Source organism: Cryobacterium glaciale (genome assembly GCF_004402535.1).
Taxonomy (GTDB): Bacteria; Actinomycetota; Actinomycetes; order Actinomycetales; family Microbacteriaceae; genus Cryobacterium; species Cryobacterium glaciale.
This window is the reverse complement of record NZ_SOEY01000029.1, coordinates 22,840-45,919: the sequence shown is the minus strand read 5'-3', so window position 1 is coordinate 45,919 and position 23,080 is coordinate 22,840. Positions and strand designations below refer to the sequence as shown.

At 67.8% G+C, this 23,080-nt stretch carries 19 protein-coding genes and 1 tRNA gene; 6 read left to right on the top strand and 14 right to left on the bottom strand.

Going from position 1 to position 23,080, the window contains the following annotated elements:
• Positions 1–39: 39 nt before the first annotated feature.
• The gene (locus tag E3O06_RS14150; protein ID WP_134504026.1) at positions 40–531 is read left to right on the top strand and encodes a hypothetical protein; all 492 of its coding nucleotides are present in this window, start codon (positions 40–42) and stop codon (positions 529–531) included.
• 30 nt (positions 532–561) lie between these two features.
• Here the strand turns inward: E3O06_RS14150 and E3O06_RS14145 are convergent, their stop codons facing one another.
• The 4 genes from E3O06_RS14145 to E3O06_RS14130 all read right to left on the bottom strand — a co-directional run bounded on the left by E3O06_RS14145 (position 562) and on the right by E3O06_RS14130 (position 4,288).
• Positions 562–1,218, bottom strand: a complete 657-nt coding sequence (locus tag E3O06_RS14145) for a response regulator transcription factor (protein ID WP_134504025.1) — start codon at positions 1,216–1,218, stop codon at positions 562–564.
• Positions 1,215–2,723: a sensor histidine kinase gene (locus E3O06_RS14140; protein ID WP_134504024.1), complete on the bottom strand. Its 1,509-nt coding sequence runs from the start codon at positions 2,721–2,723 to the stop codon at positions 1,215–1,217. The genes E3O06_RS14145 and E3O06_RS14140 overlap by 4 nt, the downstream gene beginning before the upstream one ends.
• A gap of 181 nt (positions 2,724–2,904) precedes the next feature.
• The gene (locus E3O06_RS14135; RefSeq protein ID WP_134504023.1) at positions 2,905–3,555 is read right to left on the bottom strand and encodes a CoA transferase subunit B; all 651 of its coding nucleotides are present in this window, start codon (positions 3,553–3,555) and stop codon (positions 2,905–2,907) included.
• A 4-nt stretch (positions 3,556–3,559) separates the two neighbouring features.
• Positions 3,560–4,288 (bottom strand): CoA transferase subunit A, encoded by a 729-nt coding sequence (locus E3O06_RS14130; RefSeq protein WP_134504022.1) that lies wholly within the window; start codon positions 4,286–4,288, stop codon positions 3,560–3,562.
• A gap of 169 nt (positions 4,289–4,457) precedes the next feature.
• On the opposite strand from E3O06_RS14130, the gene E3O06_RS14125 reads away from it, so the two are divergent.
• Positions 4,458–5,297: an IclR family transcriptional regulator gene (locus tag E3O06_RS14125; protein ID WP_134504021.1), complete on the top strand. Its 840-nt coding sequence runs from the start codon at positions 4,458–4,460 to the stop codon at positions 5,295–5,297.
• Between the two features lie 57 nt (positions 5,298–5,354).
• On the opposite strand, the gene E3O06_RS14120 is transcribed toward E3O06_RS14125, so the two are convergent.
• The 4 genes from E3O06_RS14120 to galU all read right to left on the bottom strand — a co-directional run bounded on the left by E3O06_RS14120 (position 5,355) and on the right by galU (position 8,148).
• Positions 5,355–5,430: transfer RNA gene (locus tag E3O06_RS14120), tRNA-Ala, on the bottom strand.
• Between the two features lie 79 nt (positions 5,431–5,509).
• Positions 5,510–6,439 (bottom strand): hypothetical protein, encoded by a 930-nt coding sequence (locus E3O06_RS14115; RefSeq protein WP_134504020.1) that lies wholly within the window; start codon positions 6,437–6,439, stop codon positions 5,510–5,512.
• A 105-nt stretch (positions 6,440–6,544) separates the two neighbouring features.
• The gene (locus tag E3O06_RS14110) at positions 6,545–7,204 is read right to left on the bottom strand and encodes a GNAT family N-acetyltransferase (RefSeq protein WP_134504019.1); all 660 of its coding nucleotides are present in this window, start codon (positions 7,202–7,204) and stop codon (positions 6,545–6,547) included.
• A 50-nt stretch (positions 7,205–7,254) separates the two neighbouring features.
• The gene (galU, locus tag E3O06_RS14105; protein ID WP_134504018.1) at positions 7,255–8,148 is read right to left on the bottom strand and encodes a UTP--glucose-1-phosphate uridylyltransferase GalU; all 894 of its coding nucleotides are present in this window, start codon (positions 8,146–8,148) and stop codon (positions 7,255–7,257) included.
• Between the two features lie 34 nt (positions 8,149–8,182).
• Between galU and E3O06_RS14100 the strand changes: the two genes are divergently transcribed.
• The 3 genes from E3O06_RS14100 (at position 8,183) to mscL (ending at position 9,718) form a co-directional block, all read left to right on the top strand.
• Positions 8,183–8,761: a 5-formyltetrahydrofolate cyclo-ligase gene (locus E3O06_RS14100; protein ID WP_134504017.1), complete on the top strand. Its 579-nt coding sequence runs from the start codon at positions 8,183–8,185 to the stop codon at positions 8,759–8,761.
• A 107-nt stretch (positions 8,762–8,868) separates the two neighbouring features.
• Positions 8,869–9,231: an FmdB family zinc ribbon protein gene (locus E3O06_RS14095; RefSeq protein WP_134504016.1), complete on the top strand. Its 363-nt coding sequence runs from the start codon at positions 8,869–8,871 to the stop codon at positions 9,229–9,231.
• 4 nt (positions 9,232–9,235) lie between these two features.
• The gene (gene mscL / locus E3O06_RS14090) at positions 9,236–9,718 is read left to right on the top strand and encodes a large conductance mechanosensitive channel protein MscL (RefSeq protein WP_338144867.1); all 483 of its coding nucleotides are present in this window, start codon (positions 9,236–9,238) and stop codon (positions 9,716–9,718) included.
• Positions 9,719–9,721: 3 nt separating this feature from the next.
• Here the strand turns inward: mscL and E3O06_RS14085 are convergent, their stop codons facing one another.
• The 3 genes from E3O06_RS14085 to E3O06_RS14075 all read right to left on the bottom strand — a co-directional run bounded on the left by E3O06_RS14085 (position 9,722) and on the right by E3O06_RS14075 (position 14,815).
• Entirely contained in the window at positions 9,722–9,940 is a 219-nt protein-coding gene (locus E3O06_RS14085; RefSeq protein ID WP_134504015.1) for a hypothetical protein, read from the bottom strand.
• Positions 9,937–13,719 carry an ATP-binding protein gene (locus tag E3O06_RS14080; RefSeq protein WP_134504014.1) on the bottom strand — a complete coding sequence of 1,261 codons (3,783 nt, stop codon included), beginning with the start codon at positions 13,717–13,719 and terminating at the stop codon, positions 9,937–9,939. The genes E3O06_RS14085 and E3O06_RS14080 overlap by 4 nt, the downstream gene beginning before the upstream one ends.
• 79 nt (positions 13,720–13,798) lie before the next feature.
• A complete protein-coding gene (locus E3O06_RS14075) occupies positions 13,799–14,815 on the bottom strand; it encodes a magnesium and cobalt transport protein CorA (protein WP_134504013.1) in 1,017 nt (338 codons plus the stop codon).
• A 61-nt stretch (positions 14,816–14,876) separates the two neighbouring features.
• On the opposite strand from E3O06_RS14075, the gene E3O06_RS14070 reads away from it, so the two are divergent.
• Entirely contained in the window at positions 14,877–15,491 is a 615-nt protein-coding gene (locus tag E3O06_RS14070; protein WP_134504012.1) for a 4'-phosphopantetheinyl transferase family protein, read from the top strand.
• Positions 15,492–15,841: 350 nt separating this feature from the next.
• Here the strand turns inward: E3O06_RS14070 and E3O06_RS14065 are convergent, their stop codons facing one another.
• The 3 genes from E3O06_RS14065 to E3O06_RS14055 all read right to left on the bottom strand — a co-directional run bounded on the left by E3O06_RS14065 (position 15,842) and on the right by E3O06_RS14055 (position 22,662).
• Positions 15,842–16,876 carry a hypothetical protein gene (locus tag E3O06_RS14065; RefSeq protein ID WP_134504011.1) on the bottom strand — a complete coding sequence of 345 codons (1,035 nt, stop codon included), beginning with the start codon at positions 16,874–16,876 and terminating at the stop codon, positions 15,842–15,844.
• A 491-nt stretch (positions 16,877–17,367) separates the two neighbouring features.
• A complete protein-coding gene (locus E3O06_RS14060) occupies positions 17,368–18,696 on the bottom strand; it encodes a M1 family metallopeptidase (protein WP_134504010.1) in 1,329 nt (442 codons plus the stop codon).
• A gap of 18 nt (positions 18,697–18,714) precedes the next feature.
• Complete coding sequence (locus tag E3O06_RS14055) at positions 18,715–22,662, bottom strand: Pls/PosA family non-ribosomal peptide synthetase (RefSeq protein WP_198415825.1); 3,948 nt, start codon at positions 22,660–22,662, stop codon at positions 18,715–18,717.
• Between the last annotated feature and the right edge of the window lie 418 nt (positions 22,663–23,080).

Here is a 23,080-nt window from a genome sequence, read left to right as displayed (position 1 = left end):
CCATCCGCCGCTTGCTCGGCGCAGACGAAAGGTCACCCCATGTTTCAGATGACGAAGAAGCGCACCCTCACCCTCGCAACCCTCGGCCTCGCCGGCCTGATGTCGGTCGGCGTGATTGCCGCCCAGGCGAACACCGCTCCGACCCTGCTGACTCCGACCAGCACGTCGAGCAGCACCCCCGCCGCCACCGACTCGCCCGATGCCCCCGACGACAGCGACGGCCGTCTCGGTTCGGGTAACGGGATCGATGACCTGGTCGATGACTCGATCAGCAACGACGTGAACGACGCGCCCGATGACAGCGACGGCCGTGTCGACAGCAATTCCGGCCCCGGCAACGCGGCCACCGTCGACGACTCCAGCAACTCGGGCCGCGGAAGCAACTCCGGACACGACGACGCAGACAACAGCATCTCGGGCAGTGACGACGACAGTGACAACGACAGTGACAACGACAGTGACAACTCCGGCAGTGATGACGGCAGTGGTGACAGCACTGACGACTCGGGCCACGGCAGCGATCACGAGTAGTCCGCCTGCCACGACGAATGGGCTATCGCCTCAGGTGAGTCGGTAGCCCATTCCGCGTACCGTTTCAATGCGTTCCGCACCGAACTTGGCGCGCAGGTACCCCACGTAGACGTCGACGATGTTCGACCCGGGGTCCCAGGAGTAGCCCCAGACCCGGCTGAGCAGTTGCTCCCGGCTCAATACCTGGTCGGGGTGGCGCAGGAATTCCTCGGCGAGCGCGAATTCTCGGGCCGAGAGGTCGACCTGCCGGCTCCCCAGCGTCGCCCGGCGGGTGCGCAGGTCGAGTTGCAGCCCGTCGACGCTCAGCACGGTCGTGGTCGCCCGCGGGGCCTCCGTTATGCGCAGTCGCACCCGCGCCAACAGCTCGTCGAATCGAAACGGCTTCGACATGTAATCGTTGGCACCGCCCTCGAGGCTCGCGAGGGTGTCTTCCGCCGAGTCCCTGGCCGTCAGCACGATCACCGGCAGCGCCGACCCGTCGGCCCGCAGCTGCCGTAACACCTCGTAGCCGTCGAGCCCGGGCAAGCCGATATCGAGAACCAGCAGATCGAACCCGCCGGTGATGGCGTAGTCGAGGGCATCCGTTCCGGTGCGCACCACGACGGTGGCGAACCCGGCGGCGGCGAGCCCCTTCTCGACGAAACTGGCGATGCGGTCTTCGTCCTCGGCGATCAGAATGCGACTCACGAGCGGATGTCCTTCGGGTCGGGTGACGCAGACGCCTCGTCAGCAGGGAGGTCGATGGTGAAAGTGGCGCCGCCACCGGGGGTCGTCGCGACCCGAGCCGCGCCGCCGTGGGCCTCGGCGATGGCCGCCACGATGGCCAGGCCGAGGCCGGAACCGGCTGGCCCTCGGCCGCGGGTTCCCCGCTGGAACCGGTCGAACACCCGCGGCAGTAGTTCGTCGCTGATGCCCGGCCCGTGATCGCTCACCCGGAGCTGCAGGCGGGGTCGGCCGGCGGCATCCGTTGTGAGGGCGCTGCCCAGCTCGATCACTCCGGTCGGGGCGCCGTGACTGACCGCGTTGGCGGCGAGTTGCAACAGCGCCTGGGTCAGTTTGTCGGCGTCAACAGCCACGACCACATCGGCCGTCGCCGACACGACCCAGCTGTGCCCCGACAGCGCCGCCGCCTTGAGGCGGACGCGCTCCACGAGGGCGGCAATGTCGGTGGGACGACGGTTCACGAGGCCGGACCGTTCGACCTGGGCGAGCGCTGAGATGTCACGCACGAGCCCGCCCATGCGGTCGAGTTCATCGATCGCGAGGTCGCGGGTGGCCACCACATCGGCCGCGCTGGCGGGGTTCATCAGCTCGAGGTGCCCCCGCACGATTGTCATCGGCGTCTTCAACTCGTGCCCGACATCGTCGAGCAGCCGGCGCTGCCCGGTGAGCGCGCCCTGCAGGCGGTCGAGCATATCGTTCACGGTCGAGGTCAACGCCGACACGTCGTCATGACCGACGACCGGGATGCGTTCGCTCACATCCGACGCGGTGATGCGCGCGGCGGCCTCGCGCAGGCCGCGAATCGGGCGCAGCAGGCGACCGGCCACGACCCAGCCGACCAGCCCGACGACGATCAGGGTCACCAGGCCCACGAGCAGATAGGTGCGGGAGGCATCGGAGACCGGCTTCAGTTCGGCGTCGAGGTCAAAGGCGGCGATGAACGTGCCCTGCGCCGGGTCGCCGTCGACGGAGACCGGGACGAAAACGTAACGCAGCAGGCGCCCCGATGCCATTACCGTGCCGAGCACGACCTCGCCCGAGGCGGTTTCGGCCTCGCTGCGCTGCACGAGCACGTCATCGACCAGCCGAAAGTCGACCGCACGCGGTTCCAGCGCCGCCGCACCGTCAATGACGGCGAGGGTACTCTCGTTGGTTGCCGGGCGTACCCCGGCGATGACGGCGCGCATCACGCCGCGCAGGTCGGCCGTGCTGGTGGAAGCTGGGCCGGCGGAGGCTGTGCCGGCAAGGGCTGCGGCGGAGTCGGCGGCGACGATGCGCACGTCGTCGACGGTGTCGGTGAGCACCGCATCGATGTCGCTCAGGGTGCGTTCGCGCTGCACTACATAGGCGGTGGTTCCCGCGATCGCCAGCCCGGCCGCGGTCACGAGCAGGATCGCCGCCAGGATGCGCACGCGCACCGACAGCGCCGGGCTTCGCCGCCACGCGCGCACACCGATCGGGTCGGACATGCACCCAGTATGGCGGGTGCCGCCGACAGGCCCGAACACTCGCCCCAGCGGATGCCGCGTCGTGCACGGTCAGGGGTCGCAAATCGACCGTCCGAGACCGATTTTGGGTCGATTTGCGACCCCTCAGTGGCCGGGTCGCGGCATCCGCTTGCCTGGGTCGCCAACCGTGCCGCGCACGGAGCTACCTGGCGGGTGCAGTCTCCGCGACCGTGAACGCGGCCTCGGTGGTGTCCTCCACGTCTTGCACGCTCACGCCGGGGGCGCGCTGGCGCAGCACGAGGCCGGTCGGCGTCACGTCGAAGACGGCCACGTCACTGATGATGCGGTCGACGACGCGCACGCCGGTCAGCGGCAGGGTGCACTCGGTGACGATCTTCGGCGTGCCGTCTTTCGCGACGTGCTCGGTGAGCACGACCACGCGCGGGGTGCCGGCCACGAGGTCCATCGCGCCGCCCATGCCCTTGACCATTTTTCCGGGGATGGTCCAGTTGGCGAGGTCGCCGAGGCCGGAGACCTGCATGGCGCCGAGGATGGCGACCTTCACGTGTCCACCGCGGATCATGCCGAACGAGGTGGCCGAGTCGAAGATCGACGCCCCCGGCAACACCGTGACGGTCTGCTTGCCGGCGTTAATGAGGTCGGCGTCTTCCTCACCCTCCCACGGGAACGGCCCCATGCCGAGCAGCCCGTTCTCGCTCTGCAACGTCACCTGGATGCCGCCCGGCAGGTTGTTGGCCACGAGCGTCGGAATGCCGATGCCGAGGTTCACGTAGTCGCCGTCGCTGAGTTCCTGCGCGGCGATCGCGGCCATTTCGTCTCTGGTCCAAGCCATGGTGCTACTCCCCTGCCTCTACGCCGACCAGCACTGGCCGGCTGCGCACGGTGCGCTGTTCAATGTCTTTAACCCGCGCCGTGGCCTGGATCAGGCGCTGCACGTAAACCCCCGGGGTGATGACGTGGTTCGGATCGATGTCACCGGGCTGCACGATCACCTCGGCCTCGGCGATGGTCATGCGTCCCGCGGTCGCCACGACCGGGTTGAAGTTGCGGGCGGTGAAGCGGTACTCGAGGTTGCCGAGGGTGTCGGCGCGCCAGGCCTTGACCAGCGCGACGTCGGCGACGATGCCGCGTTCCTGCAGGTAGGTTTCACCGTCGAAGTCGGCGAGCGGCTTGCCCTCGGCGATCAGCGTGCCGACGCCGGTCTTGGTATAGAAGGCGGGAATGCCAGCGCCGCCGGCCCGCAGCCGCTCGGCGAGGGTGCCCTGGGGGCTGAACTCGACCTCGAGCACGCCGGCCAGAAACTGCTCGGCGAACAGCTTGTTCTCGCCCACGTACGAGGCGATCACCTTGCGCACCTGCCCGGCTTCGAGCAGCACACCCAGGCCCTTGCCGTCAACGCCCATGTTGTTCGAGACGACGGTGAGATCCTTCACACCGGATGCCCGCACCGCGTCAATGAGATCGGCCGGGATTCCGCTCAGCCCGAATCCGCCGACCGCGAGCACCATCCCGTCGCACAGAACGTCGTGCAGCGCCTCGCTCGCGCTGGCCTGAACCTTGGACATGCTGTCTCCTCGTTGAGTGGGGGTCGTCAGCCCTGTCCACCTTGTGGACATTGACTCGTTACGTCATGGTATTCAGGCCCGCCAAGCCCTGTCAATCGCCACTTTCTTGAAAATCCATCCCGTGAACACTAGGCTCTGAATCATCCACATTATGGACAGAAGGTGCGAAATGAACGATCGCCCAGCCATCGCGAGGGCCCAGAAAACACGCGGGGCCCAGCCGGTGCCACCGGCACGGCCCGTGCAGGGCGCCCAGGTCGTCGCCCGCATCGCCCTGCTCCTGCGCTTGGTCGGCCGCAATCCGGCCGGCACACCGCTGGCCGAGATCGTGCGGGACTCCGGACTGACCCGGCCTACCGTGCACCGGCTGCTCACCTCGCTAGCCGCCGAGGGCCTGCTCGACCACGATGCCGTGCGCCGCACCTGGAACTACGGCCCCGAGGTCTTCGTCATGGGAACCGTCGCCGCCGCCCGCTATCCGATCGAAGAGCTCGCCCGGCCGAGCCTCGTGCGCCTCGCGGAAGAGACCGGCGAGAGCGCATTCCTCTCCATCCGGCGCGGCGCCGAAACCGTGTGCCTGCTCCGCGAGGAGGGCAGCTTCCCCATCCGCTCCTTCGTGCTGCACGAGGGGGTGCGTTTTCCGTTGGGGGTCGCGTCCGCTGGACTGGCCATTCTGGCCTACCTGCCCGAAGCTGAAACGGATGCCCTCCTCGCCGAAAACGCTGCGTTCTCGGCTCGCTGGGGCCCCCAGCACTCACCCGCGAGCATCCGCGCTAATCTCGAGCGCACCCGGGAAACCGGCTACGCCGTGAACCCCGGGCTTATCCTGGAGGGCAGCTGGGGCATGGGCGCCGCGATTTTCGACCGCAGCGGCCGCCCGGGCTGGGCGCTCTCACTCACCGGCATCGAGCCGCGGTTCAAACCCGAGCGCCAGAAGTTGCTCGGCCAGCTGCTGCTCGACGAAGCCAGCCGCATCACCCAGACCCTGCAGCGCCCGCCGATCGCGTAGCCGCCGGAACGGGAATGAGAAAAGTCCCGACCGAGGCCGGGACTTTTTCTAACAGTGTGGTGGAGCTAAGGAGATTCGAACTCCTGACCTTCTCATTGCGAACGAGACGCGCTACCAACTGCGCCATAGCCCCAAACTGCCTTTGAAGAATATCACGCGCCGGCCGACTGTTTCACCGCTTCGAGCGCCGCGCACTAATTAGGCGGCGCGAATTAGACCGCGCGTCGACGAGCCAGCACGGCGTCGAGGTCGGTCATGCCCGGGCTGGTCTCGCCGACGATACCCATCGATGCGAATCGGCTGGGCACAGCAGCGACGGCGGGCCGTGCGATCGGCGTGACCGCACGATTCGCCTCCTCGGCGAGTGCGGCGGCGCGTCGGGTGACCTCCGCCTCCGCGGCGGCCTTGCGCAGTTGGTTGGCCGCTTCGACGGATGCCATGGCCGTTTGCGCAATGGACCCGCGTGACAGGTACAGCGCCCGCGGCACCGGCTGCGGCGTCCAGGTCGCCGGGGCGACGGGAGTCTCTTCCAGTTGCACGGGTTCGAAGGGCTGCCCAATGAGCACAGGCAACTCCACCGGGGCTTCTACCCGAACGATGCGGGCCGAACGGGCGACCGTGGCCAGTCGTCCGAGGATGCCGAAGGCGGCGACCATGACGACCCCGCCGCCGACCAGCGCAGTGAAGGCGCCAGCGAGGGCGGGGGCGATCCCGGCGACGGTCAGAACGACGCCTGCCAGCAGGATCAGCGACACCAGGCCACGGAACCGACGCAGACGCCGAAGCTTCGTCACCGGCGACTCCGGCACGCGCGGCGCGGCTGCCGCGGCCACCGCAGCGGCCGCGCGGCGCACCGATGTGGCGGCATCCGCTACCGCCTGGGCTTCTGCCCGGGCATCGTGTTCGGCTCGCGCCAGAACGCGCTGCTGCTCGGCGACGGTGCGGGCGGTCGCTTCGAGACGCACCTGCTGCGGAACCTCTGCGGTTTCCGCCAGGATGCGCAGTGTCTGCTGCAATCGAACCGCATTTCTTTCGGTTGCCTGGTACTGCTTGCGGCGCGACCAGGTGGGCATCAGATAGGCGACCCAGAGCACAGCAGCCACCGCCACCATGACCCCGCCACCCAATGCCTCACTACTCATGTTGACAACGGTAGGAGGCGCTGGTGCATCCGACGCTGATTACTCTCGGTGTGTCACCCAAGTTAATACACTGATTCCGTCCCCGAACAGGGGAAAGCTCGTCGGTCATCGGGTGATGACACGCACCGGATGCGCGGCCGACTCGAGGTCTGCCGCGGTGACGGTCGCGGCATCCGCTGGAACCAGACCGTCCTGCCAGCGCCGCAAAACGCCCTGGGTGAGTTCTTCGGCCACGAGGCCGAAGCAGAAGTGGTCGCGCCAGTCACCGTTGATGTGGATGTAGCGGCGGCGCAGTCCCTCGTAGCGAAAGCCGAGTTTTTCTACGACGCGCAGGCTCGCCTTGTTCTCGGGGCGGATGCAGATCTCCATGCGGTGCAGGCCGAGCTGGTAGAAGCAGTAATCGGTCGCGAGCGCCACGGCCGTGGGCGTGACCGACTGGCCGGCGAACTTCTCGCTCACCCAGTAGCCGATGGTGGCCGATGACAGCGATCCCCAGGTGATCGACGACACGTTCAGCTGGCCGGCCAGCTCACCGTTCTGTTCCACGATGAACGGCAGGCCGTTGCCCGACCGTGAATGCGTCAACAGACTGCGGATGCTCGCGCGCGTGTCGAAGGACATCGGCGCGTAGGGGTTGGTCGCCTCCCATTTGCGCAACCACGAGCGGTTCGCCAGCAGTTCGCCCTCGAGCGCGCGCGAATCGCGCAGTCGAATGGGACGCAGGGTGACTGCCCCCTCGCGGAGGGTCGGAATTGCGATCGGCACGGTTCGCCTGTCTGTCGTGGGCTGTAAGCCGGGTGGGGCTGGGTAGAGCGTTAGTCGAGTGTGGCGACGAATTCGTGCAGCCACGGCTTGAGATCGGCACCGAGATCTTCACGATCGACGGCGAGCTGCACGATGGCCTTGATGTAGTCGAGCCGGTCGCCGGTGTCGTAGCGACGCCCCCGAAAGATGAGGCCGTACACGCCGCCGGTGGACTCCGGGTTGACGGCCATCTCCTGCAGGGCATCGGTGAGCTGGATCTCGTTGCCCTTGCCGGGCGCTGTGTGTTCCAGAATATCGAAAACTTCGGGGCGCAAGACGTAGCGGCCGATGATGGCGAGGTTGGAGGGAGCATCCTCCCGGCTGGGCTTTTCGACCAGACCGGTGATGCGCACGACGTCGGGGTCGTCGGTAGCTTCGACCGCGGCCGCCCCATACATATGAATCTGCGAGGGGTCAACCTCGAGCAGCGCAACTATGCTGGCGCCGCGCTTGACCTGCTCCTCGAGCATGCGGGTCAGTAGCGGGTCGCGGGCGTCGATGATGTCATCACCGAGCAGCACAGCGAACGGTTCGTTGCCCACGTGCATGCGCGCGCGCAGCACGGCATGGCCGAGTCCGCGCGGGTCGCCCTGCCGAACATAGTGGATGTCGGCGAGCTCGTTGGATTCGCGCACCTTGGCGAGCCGGGTCTGGTCGCCCTTGCGTTCCAGCATCGCCTCGAGCTCGGTCATGCGGTCGAAGTGGTTCTCCAGCGCATTCTTGTTGCGCCCAGTCACCATCAGTACGTCGCTGAGCCCGGCCGCGACGGCTTCCTCGACGACGTATTGAATGGCCGGCTTGTCAACGACGGGCAACATCTCCTTCGGCATGGCCTTGGTCGCCGGAAGGAAGCGTGTTCCGAGCCCAGCTGCGGGAATGACGGCTTTAGTTATCGGGGTACCCATGGGCACTAGGTTAGTGGCAAGTAGGATGCCTTATATGGACTCCGACATAGCTCATCGAAAGCGTGCGCTGAGAGCGGAATTACGCGAACGCCGTCAGAACCTGACCTCCTCGGAACGCGAGTCGGCCACGGCTGGCTTCACCGAAAACCTGCAAAGCCTCGTTCTCGACCTGTCAGCGCGGTCGATCTCCTGCTACCTGTCGGCTCGCAGCGAACCCGATACCCGACCTTTTCTTAACTGGGCTACGGCAGAAGGCATCCGTATTCTGTTTCCGATTTCGCGCGAAGACGGACTGCTCGATTGGACCGTCGGTGACGGTGACGAGGAATTCACCGGAATTTCCGGGGTACCGGAGGCCGTGGGAACCCTGCTCGGGCCAATCGCCATCAATGATGTCGACCTCATCATTGTTCCGGCTGCGGCCGTCGACGAATCGGGCCTGCGCCTGGGGTGGGGTCGCGGCTATTTCGACAAGACCCTCGGCTCGATGGAGAAATGCCCGCCGGTGTACGCCGTCGTCTACGACAGCGAATACCTCGAGGAAGTTCCCCGCGAGGTGCACGACCAACCGGTCAACGGCCTCGTGACGCCGACGCGAATCATTGCTTTCTGACCGTATTTACCGCCTGTGACCCCGGTTCTGAACCTGCGGGGCTCTGCGCGCGCATAACCTTAGTTCTGGCAGGCGTTTGCCTGTCGGCTCAACCAGCTGGAGATGCAGTGCCTACCTACTCTTACCGTTGCACCGAGTGCGACACCGCCTTCGATATCCAGCAGGCCTTCACCGACCACTCGCTCACGGTGTGCCCCACCTGCCAGGGAAAGCTGCGCAAGGTCTTCTCCTCGATCGGCGTGACCTTCAGCGGCTCCGGTTTCTACAGCAACGACTCCAAGTCGGAGTCGAAGCGTTCCAACCCCAACCTCGACCGCAAGTCGAGCGAGAAGTCCGGCGACTCATCGTCGAGCTCACCCACCGAGACCAAGTCCGAGACCAAGTCGGAGAAGAAGAGCGACAGCTCTCCCGCCAAGAAGGAGACCTCGTCGCCGTCATCCGCCGCCACTCCCGCCGCGAAGGCGTCGTAGAGTCATGGCGTTGACCAAAACGGTCTCCCAAGTCATCCGTTTGGAGCACCCAGTGATCAACGGTTTCAAAGAATTCATCATGCGCGGCAACGTCATCGACCTCGCCGTCGCCGTCGTCATCGGTACGGCGTTCACCGCCCTCGTCACCGCCATCGTCACGAGTATCTTCAACCCGCTCATCGCCGCGATTTTCAGCGCCGACTCGCTGGCCGGGGCCCTCGTGGTCACCTTGCCGAACAAGAGCGAGATTCTGTTTGGCGCCGTCATCGGCGCGCTCATCAACTTTCTGCTGATCGCTGCCGTCGTCTACTTGGTGATCGTGCTGCCGCTCAACAAGCTCAAGGAAGCCCAGGACCGTCGCCGCAGCGCCGGCGTTCCCGCAGCCGTGGTGCCCGACCCGACCACCGAACTCGATCTCCTCACCGAGATCCGCGACCTGCTGGCCAGGAACGCCGCGGCGGCGCCCGAGCAGGGGCCTAAACACTAGTTACTACCAGTGCGGCGGGCGATCCTGCCGTAACTGTGCCTCGTTCGCGCTGGGCGCGCTGCCGGTATGGGCGACGCCCCCGTCTTCGCGCAGCACCGGCGGGTGCGGGTTCGGATCGGTGTCCGGCGCCGGCAGCAGCCGGGCACGCCGCGCCTTTCCAGGGGCCTTCACGATCGGCTGTCGAACCGTTCCCAGCGGCGGCACGCCGTCCTGGGTGCTCACGCGCCGGGTCGTTTCGGGGCGATCGTGGGAGCGTCACCGCTGGCGAAGGCACGCGGTGCGGCATCCGCTTGGGGAACACCGGCGATCGCTGCCACGCGTGCCGCGACGGCATCGGGGTTGCTGAACAGTTCGAAGCTGTGCACGCGCAGGTAGTGCCAGCCGAGGCGGCGCAGCACTTCGGGCCGCAGCCGCAGCGACTCGCGCAGGCTCGCACGATTGACGACGGCATCCGTTTCGACGACGATGGCGCGAGTGCCGTAGGACGCGGCGAGGGCGAGCTTGCCGCGGTGGCCGAGGCGCACGGTGAGGCCGAGCTTTTCGAGGCGACCACCGAGGTCGACCAGCATGGCCTCGCTCGCGTCGGGAACCTGCACTTCGTCCCGGCGGGCTTCGGTTTCGCTCAGCACCTGCGACAGCGCGAGGATACCGTGGCGCTGGCGGTCCTCATCGATGTCGGCGGGGCGGAAACAGGAGACGATGTCGAGCGCGCGACGGGCGCGGGTCATGCCGATCGCGAGCAGGCGTTCACCGCCGGGTTCGCCGAGGGAACCGAAGTTCGACAGGAGGCGCCCGTGCGGGGTTCGGCCGTAGCCGATCGAGAAGATGACGCGGTCGCGGCTCTGCGCCACGGCCTGTTCGAGGGTGAGCACGGTGAACGGTTCGCTGCGGTCCTTCAGAATGAAATCCGAGAGGTCGGTGCGCTTGGCGAACGCGGCGAGCACGGCCTGCTGCACCCGCACGGCGTGCCGGGTGCTCGCGGTGATCACCATGAGCGATTCGCGCGGGCGCTTGGAAGCGTGGTCGAGCACGAGGTCGACGACCTTCACGACCTCCGCGTCGACACTTTCGATGGCGCCGCTGTCGGCGTCGGGCATGCCGCGGCCACCGGCCACATAGTTGATGGTGAGGCTGCCGTGGCCGAGAAAACTGCCGGCCCAGGGCAGGGAGTCGATGCGTCCGCCGTAGAAGCGGTGGTTGACGAGTTCGGCGAGGTCTTCCCCGCCAGCCCGGTAGCTGCGAGTGAGCGTGAGGGTCGGCAGCAGTTCACCGAGCCGGGCCAGGGCGGAGTCGGCGTGCAGTGCGTCGACCGATACCTCGGGCGCGGCGGTCTCCCCCGAGCCGAGAATGCCGGTCTCGAATGATGACGGGGTCTGGGTGACCGGGTCGCCGAACGCCACGATCTGGCGGCCGCGGCGAATCGCGCCGACGTTTTCGGCGAGGGTCGTGGCACCGGCGTCGACGAGCAGCACGGTGTCGAAGGTGATCTGGTCGCTGATGCCGGCGATTTCGTAGGGCGAGGCCAGCCAGACCGGCGCGAGCACCCGGCCGAGGTGCGGGGCGACCTCGTTGAGCCGGGCCGGAGTGGCCCGGTCAGCGCGCAGCAGGCGGCGCAGCTGGTCGGCTTCCTCGGGAAAGTCGACGACACCGATCTTCCAGGTTTCGGCGAGCAGCCAGGCCAGTAACTTGCCCGTAGCGGATGCGTGTGCCTCGTCGACGAGTTTGAAATCGGCCTCGAGGCGGTCCAGCACCTGGGTGTTGGCGTTCAGCAATGCCCGGTCGCTCGCGAGCATGATCTCGAGCACGGACTGCCACCACGCCAGTTCCAGCTCGGCGGCCACGTTCTCCTCCGAAACATGGCGCTGGGACAGGTCGGTCATCAACGGGTCGAGGTTGTGCTCGCGCAGCGTCGCCAGCAGCGCGGTGCGCTCGTGCAGGTTGGCGAGCACCTCGCTCTCGGCGGCGAGGCCGGAGATCATCGACACAAGCTCGCCGATCTGTCGCCCGGCCAGGGCGCGCGGCGTTCCGATGGTGCCGAGCGGAACGTCGAGCAGGCCGAGGTCTTCCGAGACGCGCTGGAAGGCGACGTGAACATCGTTGATGCCGACCGGCACCTCGGGGGTGACGCCGGCCGCCGCGTAGCGCTGCCACAGCGTGCGCTGGCTTTGAATGCGGCGCAGGCTCTCGTTCATGTCGGTGACGCGCACGCCGGGCCGCTGGTATTCCTCGGCGAGCTTCCGCAGCCTGCGCCGGCTGGCCGAACTCATCTCGGACGATTCGCGGCGCGACGAGGTGGCAGCGATCAGTTCGGTGAGCGACCGGTCGTAGACGCCGGGCTGAAATTTGTCGAGGGTTTCGCGAATGTCCAGCAGCAGGCGCAGGTAGATGCCGAGTTCGTTGATGGTCTCGAACGGGCGCAGCCGGGTCTGCCCGATCAGGCCGTTAGCTCGTTCGAGCAGCCGCGGCAATTCAATCTGGTTGATACGTTTGGCGAGCTGGTGCGAGTTGGAGGCATCTGCTGTGGAGGTGAACGAGGCGCCGTACCACGGCGAATCACCGGGGCCGTAGCGAAATTCGCCGAGAATGGCGGCCTTGATCAGGGTATTGGCTGCGGTCGAACGGGAGTGGGCGAGCAGTTCGAGGGCGTGCCGGTCGAGGCGGGCGGTCGTCGACGGCGGCTCGGGCAGCTGGGCGAGGCGGGCGAGTTCGCCGAGCGCGTCGAGAACCGAGACTCCGAGGGCTGAATCGCGGCGGGTGAGGGCTGAACGGTAGTCGAGCAGCACCTTGCGCAAGCGCACGAGGGCATCATCGACGTCGCCGACCCGCGGCTGGGCCGCTTTCTCGTTGCGGGTGATGGACTGGATCAGGTCACGGCGCAGAGTGCGCGGGGTCACGGCGATGCCCGGCAGGCCCACCTGCACGAGCCGGCCGTGGATGCCGTCGAGGCTCGACCGGCGAGCGCTCACCACGAGCACCCGCTTGTGCTGGGCCACGAGCGAGCCGATCGCGTTGACGATGGTCTGGGTGCCGCCAGTGCCGGGCAGGGTCTTCACGACGAGCGAGTTGCCGGCCGCGATCTGCGCGACGACGTTCTCCTGTTCGGGGTCGGCGTCGCCGAGCAGCGTGTCGGTGGCCGGCGGGCGGGCATCCTGCCCGATCGGAACCACCGGGTTGTAGGCGGTCTCGATGTTGCGCTTCGCGGTCATGTTGCCGGCGACGGCGTCGAGCAGCGGATGGTCGAGGTTCGACGCGTCGGCGGCGAGCGCCTGGCCGCAGGAGGCGAATGACGACACCACGAGGCGGGGAACGACGTTGAACCAGGGCAGGTGCGAGGTGAGACCGCGCAGGCGGTCGATGACGGGCTGCGGTTTGAACGCGCCGTTGGTCACGGCGAGCGCCACGAAGGCATCGGCGTCGAGCACGATCTGAAACTGGTCTTTCAGGGCTCTGGCGAGCTCGGGATTGAGAAAGGGCTGGCCCTTGAGCTTGAGTTCGTAGTCGCGGCCGTAGCGACGGATAGCGAGCGGGCGCAGCAGCACCGGGGCGCTGTAATCGACGTCCTGGTAGCGCCACTCGGCGAGGCCGATTGCGAGGTTGACCGATTCGATGCCGCGCATGGAGCGCAGTTCGATGCCCTTCTGGGTGATCTCGTTCGCCGCCAGGCGGGCGTTGCGCAGCGCGAGTTCGTCGCGGATGAGGTTGGACAGCAGGGTGGTCTTGCCGATGATGAACTGCGGCAGGCCACCGGGATGCGTGGCGCTGAGCTCGATCCGGGTGCGTGCTTCGTCGGTGAAGTGCAGCAGCGGAGAGCGACCGCCGAGCGCGGCGAGTTCGTCGCGCCAGCGCTGCCAGACCGGCTCGGCGATGTTGCCGGCGGTGAAGGCCGGGTCGCCCAGACTGAGGTTGTGTGGACTGGTCACGTTTTGAGGGTCGACGGGGGAGACGTCCAGGTACTTGGAAAGCACGTCGTCGTCGTCTTGTTTTCTATCGAGGTGCCACACAGGGATACCCTAATTGGCAAAACACCGGTTTGGCCTGAGGCGGCCGGGGTTTCGCGCGTTTGCGGCCCAATCTGACCGTTCACAGCCAGTCTCTTCGTTTGAACACGGCGTACAGCGTGAACCCCATGCCGAGCATGAGCGCGAGCGCGAAGGGATACCCGAGGGTCCAGTGCAGCTCGGGCATGTGATCGAAGTTCATGCCGTAGATCGTGCCGACCAGCGTCGGTGCGAACAAGATGGCGGCCCAGCTGGAGATCTTCTTCACTTCTTCGCTCTGGGCCAGGCTCGTCTCCGACAGGTGGCGCATCTCGTCGTTCTGAGCCTGACCCACCAGGGTGCTGTGCACGGTGAGGGCGTTCTGCAGCAGCTGCCGAAACGCGTCTCCGCGCTCGACGACCCGCAGGGTATGGTCGAGCACGTCGCGCAGGTGGCGATGCAGTTCCAGGTCGACGTTGTACTTATCGAAGCCGCGCTGCATAGCCTCGAACATGTTCACGAGCGGCTGCGTGGCTCGCTGAAACTCGATCACTTCACGCGACAGGGCGTAGATGCGCCGGCTGACCTCTGGGTCGCCATCGAACAGCTGGTCTTCAATCTCGTCGATGTCGTTCTCGAGGCCGGCGACAACCGGTCCGTACTCGTCGACGACCTGGTCGAGAATCGCGTAGAGCACGGCTTCCGGGCCGAGGGCGAGCAGGTGCGGCGTCTGTTCCATGCGCTCACGCACGCGGGCGAGGTTCGGCGACTCGGCGTGCCGAATGGTCACGACGAAGTCGGGGCCGACGAACACGTGCAGCTCGCCGAATTCGACGCGCTCATCGTCGTCGATATACCGCGCCGGCCGCAGCACGATGAACAGCGTGTCGGCGTAGCGCTCGAGCTTTGACCGTTGGTGGCCGGCGAGCGCATCGTCGACGGCGAGGTGATGCAGGCTGAATTCGGTGGCGACGGCCCGCACTTCCTCCTCGCTCGGTCGGTAGAGTCCGATCCAGCCGAACCCCTTCTGCTGCTTCATCACCTCGAAGGTCTCGTCGAGGCTCGGAGGCGTTGCAACCCGGTGCCCGTCCACGTAGACCGCATTGTCCACCAGCGCCATGGCTCTCCTTGCTCGATATTCCAGTGTGCCACCCGCGCGGGGTGCCCGGTAACGTTCAAGGGTGACGCAAACGGATGTCTCCCTCTTTCTGGCACCGCGCGCGCCGCTCCCCCAGACCGACCGGCTACGACTCGCCGCCGCTGTCGCCCTGGTCTGTCCGGAGCGGGGCCCGGTCGCCATCGAGCAGCACTGCGAGCACTGCGGCGGTTGTCACGGCCGCCCGCGAGTGCTCTCGCCGCACGGAGTGCACCTGAGCCTGAGCAGGGCCGGCACGGCCGTGGTCGTGGCGGTGTCGCTGGTCGGGCCGATCGGCGTCGACATTGAGAGTGTCAGCGCGGTCGCCCAGGCCGGGTTCGACGATGTCGCGTTCAACGCTGCCGAGCGGACGGCGCTGCACGCGCTCCCCGTCGACGAGCAGGACCGGGCGCGTGCGACCCACTGGACGGCCAAGGAAGCGGTGCTCAAGCTCTCGGGCGAGGGGTTGCGCGTGGATCCGCGGGCGGTGACCGTGGGGTTCGGCGCGGGGGGAGCATCCGTTCTGCTGGGCTGGCCGACCGCGACCCTTGACCTAAGCGAGGTGCACCTGGCGAACTTCGATGCGGGCCCCGGCCTGGTCGGCACGGTGGCCGTGCTCAGCGCGACAGCGCCCAGCACCGAACTGCGCCCCGAACCATAAAGCGGGGCGGCGGTCATCCCCTTCACGCTGCCGCGGGAGTTGTGCCGCTGCGCGGGAGGCGCAACTCCCGCGCACTGGCGCAGGTCCAGCGCCACGAGTAGCGCGGGAGTACTGGCCAAACCGGAACTCCCGCGCACTGGCGCAGGTCCAGCGCCACGAGTAGCGCGGGAGTACTGGCCAAACCGGAACTCCCGCGCACTGGCGCAAGTCCAGCGCGACCTGCTTCCCCGCTGCCACCGAGCCGTCGGAACTCAGCCCAGCGCGGCTTTCGTCTTATCGGGGCCGGCGCGCCCAGCAGACGACGCAGGCAACCCGCCCAAGGCGCTGAGTAGGCCGCGCACCCACCCCGGCTATGATTTTGGGTGTTCGAGGCCGCGCAAGACGCGCTGGGGGCCGGGCGTCAATCCGAGCTCGAGTAGTCGCCGACGCAGGGGATACTGGCTCATCCCGACCGAGGCCGGCCAGCGGGTGAAACCGTGCACTTGGCGCCGAATACCGTCTTCCCGAAGCTTCTCGTCGTAGTGCAGCTGTTCGGGGGAACGGCCGGCCAGATAGTCCGGGGTGAAGTATTTGTCCTTTCCGTCGCACTCCCCCACGCCGTCGATCTCGAGCCAGTAGAAGTCACTTTCACGCTCCTTGCCGTCGACGACAAACAGATGCTGCAATTCCGGCTCCGGAAATCCGCTCAGGGCCATGTTCACCCGGCTGGACGACTCTGCTGGCGAACCGGAGAGATGCGTCGCGAACTGGATGATCGCGCGGGCGCGTCGCGAACCGCGGAAGGGCAGCATCCGTTCGACAGTGGCGAGGAGCGCGGCCTTCGTGGTGAGCGTGGGGGTGCGTCCGAATCGGTCCTGATAGAGCGCGCGGTCGACCAATGCCACGGCGGACTTTAAATCGAGGGTTGCGGCCAGATCGACCACCGTCCGCTCGATCGTCGTCACGGATAGTCCGTCGATGGTCGTGACGTCGCGGGCATCCACGCCGAGGGCATGGCGGCGAATGCCCGGATCCGAGCGTCCACCCGTGGCCCGTTCAATGAGCAGGTGCACGTCGCTCGGCCAGCCGACGAGCATCGGCAACCCCCAGAGCACGGCGGCCGACTGGTGGCAGAGCACCACCTGACCGCGGCGAGTGAGGGCTGCGCCGCGCACCCGGATCAGGTAGCGCTGGTCGTCGCGCAATTGTTCCCAGCGGGCGCTGGGGTAGTACAGGCCACGGCTCACCCGCTGAAGTCGACCGCGCGACGATTCGCGGCGCAGACGAAAATCGACACCGAAAGCGTTGCCGAGGTCAGATGCGAGGATGATCGCGTCGCTGGGATCGGAAGGCGTGCCTATTCGGGAGAGGTTACTGCCGCTGGGATCGGAGCCGGAGCGAGTCATGGAGCCAGATTGTCCGAACGGCGCGGGCCGCGCGCGATCGTTCGCCTTTCTCGTGTACAAACCAGCCTTACGGCTCGCGGTGGAGGAGGATTACGGGTGCGCCACGCAGGCGCGCTTCACACGACGGATGCCTGCCCCCAACCGGTTTCGCTGCCGCTCGCCGCCATCCGTTTCACGCCGCGCGGGAGTTTCGCCGCTGCGTGCGAGGCGGAACTCCCGCGCACTGGCGCAGGTCCAGCCCGTCGCGTCGCGCTGGAGTTATGGCCGCGCCCGAACCCCCGCGGTATCGGCGCAACTCCCGCGTGGCCCGCCCCCGTGAGGCCAGCCCTCCGGTGGAATTCCCGCGTACCGGCGCACCACACGCGCAGCCCACCGATCAGGCCGAAGCAGCCCGACGTCGAACTCCCGCACACCGGCTCAACTCCCGCGTACCGGCGCACCACCCGCGTACCGGCGCACCACCCGCGCAACCCACCTCTCGTACCGACCGCTTAGAGGCTCGGCAGCGCGCTCTGCTGCACCCAGCGGGCGACGAAACCGCCGATCGCCCGGCTGCCGGTGTGTTCGGCGAAGAACTCCACGAAGTCGTCGGTCGACACGTGCCCGTGCCGCCGGGCCGCGGTGTAGGCGCGCAGGGCCGGAAAGAAGGCCTCATCGCCGAGCGATTTGCGAATGGCGTGCAGGGCGAGCGCGCCGCGTTTGTAGACGCGGTCGTCGAACATGTCGTGCGGGCCGGGGTCGCCGACCACGATGTCGCGGGGCAGCGCCTGAACCTTGCCGCGATGCAGGGCGGCCAGCTGGTCGACCGTGCGCCCACCGCGCTGCTCCTCCCACAGCCATTCGGCGTAGCAGGCGAAGCCCTCCTGCAGCCAGATATCCTGCCAACGGGCCACGGTAAGGCTGTTGCCGTACCACTGGTGTGCCAGTTCGTGGGCGATCAGCCGGTCGCTGCCGTGATTTCCGTCGACGTGGTTGCTGCCGAACACGGCCAGGCCGTGCGCCTCGAGCGGAATCTCCAGCTCGTCGTCGGTGACCACGACCGAATACGACGCGAACGGATATGGCCCGAACCGGTCGGCGAAGAACGCGATCATCTCGGTCAGGCGGGCGAAGTCGGTGCCGACGCGGGTCGCCAACCGGGCCGGAAAGTACAGGCTGTGGGCGACCGGAGCGGCGGCCAGGTCGCGGCGGCGGTAGCGGCCGATCAGCACTGTGGCGAGGTAGGTCGCCATCGGCTCGCGCACGTCGAAGGTCCAGCTGGTGCGGCCCGACCGGCTCGATCGGTTCGACAAAACCCCGTTCGACACCACGGTGTAGCCCGATTCGCAGGCGATCGTGATGCGATAACTGGCCTTGTTGCTCGGGTGGTCGTTGCAGGGAAACCAGGACGCTGCCCCGCACGGCTGTCCAGAGACGAGCACGCCGTCATCGAGTTCTTCCCAGCCGACATCACCCCAGTTACTGCGCACCGGATGCGGCGCCCCGCGATAGCGCACCACCACCTCGAACTCCGCCCCGGCTTCAATCGTCGTGGCGAGCGAAATCACGAGTTTGCGGGCGCTGTGCGTGACCTTGCCGGGTCGCGCTCCGTTCACCGTGACCTTCTCCATGCTCAGCCCGGCGAAATCGAGACTGATCCGGTCGAGGCGCATGAGGGCCCGCGCGGTGATGGTCGCGGTCGCGTTCAACCGGTTGGTGGCCACCCGGTAGTCCAGGTTCAGGTCGTAGTGTTCAGCGAGGTAGCCGCCGTTGCCGCCGGTGGGGATATAGGGGTCGCCGGCGCTGGCCGAACCGAAGGTCGTCTGCACAGTCTGGGCCATCGCTTTACTATTCCACGCTCAACGGATCCACGGCGGCTGGTGCCACGGCGTGATCGGGTTGCCCGACCAAAGCGAACCGGTCGGTACCCGTTCGCCGCGCATCACGAGCGACCCGGGGCCCACGGTCGCTCCCGCATCGATGGACGCCGCCGGCAGGATGACGCCGTTCGGCCCGAGCGTTGCGCCGTCGGCGAGCACGACCGCGTCGAGCTGCATGATCCGATCGTGGAACAGGTGCGTCTGCACAACGCAGCCCCGGTTCACGGTGCTGCCGGAACCGAGCCGCACGAGGTCGGCTTCGGGCAGCCAGTACGTTTCGCACCAGACTCCCTTTCCCACCGTGGCACCGAGCGTGCGCAGCCAGACGGCGAGCGCCGGCGTGCCCGAGGCTTTCTCAGCGAACCAGGGTCGGGCGACCATTTCGACGAAGCTGTCCGACACCTCGTTGCGCCAGATGAACGACGACCAGAGCGGATGCTCCGACGCATCGATGCGCCCGACCAACGCCCACTTGACCACGGTCGTGACCCCGGCGGCGACCGCGCCGGCTGCGAGCATGACCACGCCGGACAGGGCGATCGCCGCGCCGAGACCGAGCTGCAGCCAGAGCAGGTTCAGCACCGCGAGCACGAGCAGCGCGATCCAGGCGGTGGTGAAGCCGGCCACGATGCGCAGCAGCTCCCACAACGACCGCGCTATTTTCAGGCGGACGGGCGGGTGGAAGGTGCGGGAGTCATCGGCATCCGTTTGTTTGCGGCGTAGTCGGGCCGGCGGGTTGCCGAGCCAGCTCGACCCGCGCTTGGCTTTGCGCGGCGTCGACGAGAGCACCGCGACGAGCCCGTTGCGCGGAACCGTGCGGCCCGGGCCGGCCATGCCGCTGTTGCCGAGAAAAGCCCGGCGGCCCACCTTGGCGGGGCCGATGTGCATCCAGCCGCCGCCGAGTTCGTAGCAGGCGACCATGGTGTCGTCGGCGAGGAATGCGGCGGGCGCGATGGTCGTGAGCGAGGGCAGCAGCAGCACGGTCGACGCCTCGACGTCGGCACCGACCTTGGCTCCCAATAACCGCAGCCAGGTGGGTGTGAACAGGCTCGCGTACACCGGGAACAGCACGGTGCGGGCGCCGTCGAGGATGCGTTCGGTCATCCAAACTTGCCAGCCGATGCGGCTGCGCACGGGGTAGTAGCCCTCGCGGAGGCCGACGCCGAGAATGCGCACGAATCCGATCACGAGCAGCGCGTAGGCGAGGCCGCCGGCGATGACGGCGACCGGCATGATCAGGGCGGCACGCAGCACGGCGACACTGAGGGTGTCAGCGTCGCCGACGAGCCCGCCGACGATCACCGCGCCGAGCACGAGGGCGATCGTGGGAATGGCGGTCATCGCGACCGAGCCGGCGGCGAAGGCGCCGAGCCAGCGACTGGCCCTTGCAGGCCGTTCGGCCGGCCACGGGCGGCGAGCCGAGCCGACACGGCGAGCCGGGGAACCGGCCCAGCGCTCCCCCGCCGGCACGCGGGACGAGACGGCGGCGCCGGGTTCGATCTCGGCGCCGTTGCCCACGTGGGCCCCGCCGAGCAGGGTGCTGCGGGAACCGATGCGGGCGTCGGCTCCGACGTGCAGGTGGCCGATGCGCAGCACGTCACCGTCGATCCAGTGCCCGGCCAGGTCGACCTCCGGTTCGATCGAGGCTTGGGCGCCGATGGTGAGCAGGCCGGTCACCGGCGGCAGCGAATGCAGGTCGACGTCGGGGCCGATCTCCGCGCCGAGGGCCCTGGCGTAATAGCTGATCCAGGGGGCGCCGGCGAGGCTCGCGGCGTCGACGAGCAGCGCGATCTGCTCGGCCAGCCACAACCGCAGGTGCACCGAGCCGCCGCGGGGGTAGTTGCCGGGCAGCACGTCGTGCAGCAGCAGTCGGGCTGCGACGACGGCGATGAGCATTTTCCCGGGCGGGGTCACGAACAGAACGAAGCCGAGTGCCACCCACCACCACGACAGGGTGGGGGCGAAGGTCACGCCGGCCAGGCTCAGCAGATTGTTGGCGATGGCCAGGTAGACCAGCCAGCGCGCGCCGCTCAGCACGTGCAGCGGAATGCCGAGCACCGTCTGCGCGAACTGGCTGCGAGCCGGTGTCGGCAGCACTTGTCGCACCACGGGCGGCGTCACGGGGGTGCGGGCGTCGAGTTCCTCGGCGAGCGACCCGATGCGCGGGTGGTCGTAGAGGTCGGCGACGGTCGTTTCGGGGTGGCGGGCACGCACGGCCGACACGAATTGCGCCGCCGAGAGTGACCCGCCGCCCTGGGCGAAGAAATCATCATCCGGTCCGGTGACCGGCACCCCCAAAATGGATGCCCACGCCTCGGCCAGCCACGCCGCCGTCGGAGACAGCGCCTCGGTTTCCTCGGCCGATTGGGGCAGTGGCCACGGCAGCGCCGCCCGGTCGACCTTGCCCGAGGTGCGGGTCGGCAGGGCGTCGACGACGGCGAGCAGCGGCACGAGCGCGGCCGGCAGCTCCTCGCGCAGCCTCACGATGGCGGCCTGTCGGTCGAACGGCGCGCCCGCGCTGGTGAGGGCGATATAACCGACCAAAATATGGTTGCCCGCGGGGGTGGACTGCACCACGGCGGCGCCGCCGGCCACCCCGGGAAGAGTGTTGAGGGCGGCATCCACTTCACCGAGTTCGATGCGCCGGCCGCCGAGCTTCACCTGGTCGTCGGCACGGCCGGCGAAGACCAGGCCGACCCGGTCGAACCGCACGAGGTCGCCGCTGCGATAGGCCCGGTCCCAGCCGAGCTGCGGATGCGGCGCGTACTTCTCGGCGTCCTTCGCGGCGTCGAGGTAGCGGGCCAAGCCGACGCCGCCGATGATGAGCTCTCCGGTCGCTCCCTCCGCGACCCGCTCGCCGTGTGCATCGACAACGGCGAGGTCCCAGCCGTCGAGCGGCAGGCCGATGCGCATCTCGCCCACGCCATCGACGAGGGCACCGCAAGCCACGACGGTGGCTTCGGTCGGCCCGTAGGTGTTCCACACTTCCCGGCCGCGGGTCGCGATGCGCGCGACCAGTTCGGGCGGGCAGGCCTCGCCGCCGAAGATCAGCAGGCGCACGGCCTCGAGCGATTCCTCCGGCCAGAGGGCGGCGAGGGTCGGCACTGTCGAGACCACGGTGATGCCGTGCGCGATCAGCCAGGGGCCGAGGTCGGCGCCGCTGCGCACGAGGGAGCGCGGGGCAGGCACCAGGCAGGCGCCGTTGCGCCAGGCCAGCCACATTTCCTCGCAGCTCGCATCGAAGGCCACCGAGAGCCCGGCCAGCACGCGGTCTCCGGTTCCGATCGGTTCGGCGCGCAGAAACAGGCCGGCTTCGGCGTCGACGAACGCGGCCGCCGAGCGGTGGGTGACGGCGACCCCCTTGGGCACGCCGGTCGATCCGGAGGTGAAAATGACCCAGGCGTCGTCGTCGGGCGTGGGAATGTTGTCGAGCGGATAGACCAGCGCCGGGTCGTCGTGCGGCGGCACCGGCCGACCCTGCAAGGCCTGCAGGTCGAGGGCCTCGCGTGGCGCGAACACGCTATTCTCGCCGATGATGCCGACCACGTGCGCCTCGGAGAAGACCAGCCGGGCGCGTTCCTCCGGGTCGTCGGCGTCGACCGGAACGTAAGCGGCGCCCACGAACAGGGTGGCCAGAATCGACACATACAGATCGCGGGTGCCAGAGGGAATGCGAATGCCCACGGTGTCGCCGCGGCGTACTCCGGCCAGGCTCAGCCCGGTCGCCTGCGCCTGCACGCGCCGCAGCAAGCCGCGGTAGCTGATCGTGCCCGCCGCATCTTCCATGGCCAGTGCATCCGGATGCTGCGCCGCGGTTTCCGCAAGGATGTCGGCGAGGGTGCGGGCCGGCCTGGCCAGGTGTCCTGCAGCGAGCACGGACTGCGGGTGCACGCTGTCGCCGGCTGGACTGTGCTGGTGCTCGCTCACACGACTCCTCGTTCAGGTCGTGGCCGCCTGGCACGCCGCGAAAACCCCAGTCTAGATCTCGCGGGTAGCGCGCAGGTGAACTGCCGCGCCCGGCGGCGCACCGCTCTCAGCCGCTGACCGCGCCCAACCGATGGCCTATTCCGCCACGACTGTGCGCTCGCGGTCGACGATAGGCTGTGCACAGGCCCGCGGGGGGACGGACGGAGTGCCAGACAGTGAAGTACGTATCAAACGCCACGTGGGGACGCTTGAAACAAGAGTCAGCCCTGCACCTCTATGGGGAGCTGCGCCACGTCACGCACGACTCCAACGCGGCAGTCTCCGATCCGGAGACCGCTCCGATCGCGGTGCAATTACCCGTGGATTCTTGAACCGTCACAAATTGGGCAGCGAACATGGCATTCCCGATGAAGTAGAA

Coding starts and splice junctions, on each gene's coding strand:
- E3O06_RS14150 (WP_134504026.1), top strand. CDS start 40: ATGTTTCAGATGACGAAGAAGCGCACCCTCACCCTCGCAACCCTCGGC.
- E3O06_RS14140 (WP_134504024.1), bottom strand. CDS start 2,723: ATGTCCGACCCGATCGGTGTGCGCGCGTGGCGGCGAAGCCCGGCGCTG.
- E3O06_RS14135 (WP_134504023.1), bottom strand. CDS start 3,555: ATGGCTTGGACCAGAGACGAAATGGCCGCGATCGCCGCGCAGGAACTC.
- E3O06_RS14130 (WP_134504022.1), bottom strand. CDS start 4,288: ATGTCCAAGGTTCAGGCCAGCGCGAGCGAGGCGCTGCACGACGTTCTG.
- E3O06_RS14125 (WP_134504021.1), top strand. CDS start 4,458: ATGAACGATCGCCCAGCCATCGCGAGGGCCCAGAAAACACGCGGGGCC.
- E3O06_RS14115 (WP_134504020.1), bottom strand. CDS start 6,439: ATGAGTAGTGAGGCATTGGGTGGCGGGGTCATGGTGGCGGTGGCTGCT.
- galU (WP_134504018.1), bottom strand. CDS start 8,148: ATGGGTACCCCGATAACTAAAGCCGTCATTCCCGCAGCTGGGCTCGGA.
- E3O06_RS14100 (WP_134504017.1), top strand. CDS start 8,183: ATGGACTCCGACATAGCTCATCGAAAGCGTGCGCTGAGAGCGGAATTA.
- mscL (WP_338144867.1), top strand. CDS start 9,236: ATGGCGTTGACCAAAACGGTCTCCCAAGTCATCCGTTTGGAGCACCCA.
- E3O06_RS14075 (WP_134504013.1), bottom strand. CDS start 14,815: ATGGCGCTGGTGGACAATGCGGTCTACGTGGACGGGCACCGGGTTGCA.
- E3O06_RS14065 (WP_134504011.1), bottom strand. CDS start 16,876: ATGACTCGCTCCGGCTCCGATCCCAGCGGCAGTAACCTCTCCCGAATA.
- E3O06_RS14060 (WP_134504010.1), bottom strand. CDS start 18,696: ATGGCCCAGACTGTGCAGACGACCTTCGGTTCGGCCAGCGCCGGCGAC.